Consider the following 1,310-nt stretch of genomic DNA (forward strand, 5'->3'; position numbering starts at 1 on the left):
GGTAGAGCTCGGGGCGTGCGGGTTCGGTGTGTTCGTGGAGGGTGTGGACGAGTTTGCGCATCGAGATGTCGGAGAAGTAGCGGCGTTCCCCGTATTGCCATTCCTCGTGCTGCTCTTGCAGGACCGCGCCGATGAGGCGCGTGACAGCGTCGCGGTCGGGAAAGATCTGCACGACGTCGGCGCGGCGCTTGATCTCGCGGTTGAGGCGCTCGATCGGGTTGTTCGACCAGACTTTCTGCCAGTGCTCGCGGGGCATCGCGGCGAAGCCGGTGAGGTCCGCTTCGGCGGTCTGGAGCATGTCGGCGATCTCGGGGAACGAGGAGCGCAGCGAGTCGGTCACGGCCCGGTACTGGCCGGTGACTGCCTCCGGGGTGGTCTGCGCGAAGATCGTGGTGATCAGCGCGTTCACGGGCTTGGATCGGGCCGAGCCGAGCTTCTGGGTGATGTTGCGTGCGAAGTGCACTCGGCAGCGCTGCCATGAGGCGCCGGGCAGGATCGCCTTGACCGCGGCCTTCAGGCCCGCGTGTGCGTCGGAGGTGACCAGGGCCACGCCGAGCGGGTCGGCGTCGGTCGCGACCTTGAGGCCCCGGTCTCGGAGGGAGCGGAGGAACTCGGTCCAGAAGTCGGTGGTCTCCGCGTCCCCCAGGCTCATGCCGAGGATCTCCCGGCGTCCGTCTCCGGAGACGCCGGTAGCGACCACGAGGGCCTGGGAGACGACCCGGCCGCGGTGGCGCACATCGAGATAGGTGGCGTCCAGGAACAGGTACGGGAACCAGGTGTGGTCGATGCGGCGGTGCAGGAACTCCTGCACCGTCTCGTCGATCTCCTGGCAGATCCGCGAGACAGTCGACCGGCTGATGCCGGTGTCGTTGCCGAGGGCGCGCACCAGCTGATCGACCTTCCGGGTGGACACCCCGTCGATCCACGCCTGGCAGATCACGGCGTAGAGCGCCTTGTCGACCCGCCGGCGGGGGCTGAGCAGCGACGGGAAGAACGACCCTTCCCGCAGCTTCGGGATCGTCAGATCCACCTCCCCTGCCGGGGTCGCGAGCGTCTTGGGCCGGGTGCCGTTGCGGCGGGTGATCCGCTCGGCGGTGCGCTCGTAACGATCGGCGCCGATCTTGGCCGTCGCCTCCGCGTCGATCAGGTCCTGCAGCCCGGCCTGCAGCATCCGCCGGAACACGTCCTGGTGCGCGAGGTCGGGATCAGCGAGGACTTCGCCGATCAAGGCCGAAAGGGCAGACTGGTTGTGGGTCATCGTGGGATCTCTGCTTTGCTTCTTGCCGGAAACAACTGGTCATCCCACGGTG

The 1,310-nt window shown here is 67.8% G+C and carries 1 protein-coding gene; it reads right to left on the reverse strand.

Annotation, left to right across the window (positions count from 1 at the left end):
• Positions 1-1,258 (reverse strand): IS256 family transposase (locus ABD716_RS16345; RefSeq protein ID WP_344778852.1); only part of this gene is annotated, 1,258 nt, incomplete at its 3' end.
• Between the last annotated feature and the right edge of the window lie 52 nt (positions 1,259-1,310).

It is taken from the genome of Gryllotalpicola kribbensis (genome assembly GCF_039538245.1).
Lineage (GTDB): Bacteria > Actinomycetota > Actinomycetes > Actinomycetales > Microbacteriaceae > Gryllotalpicola > Gryllotalpicola kribbensis.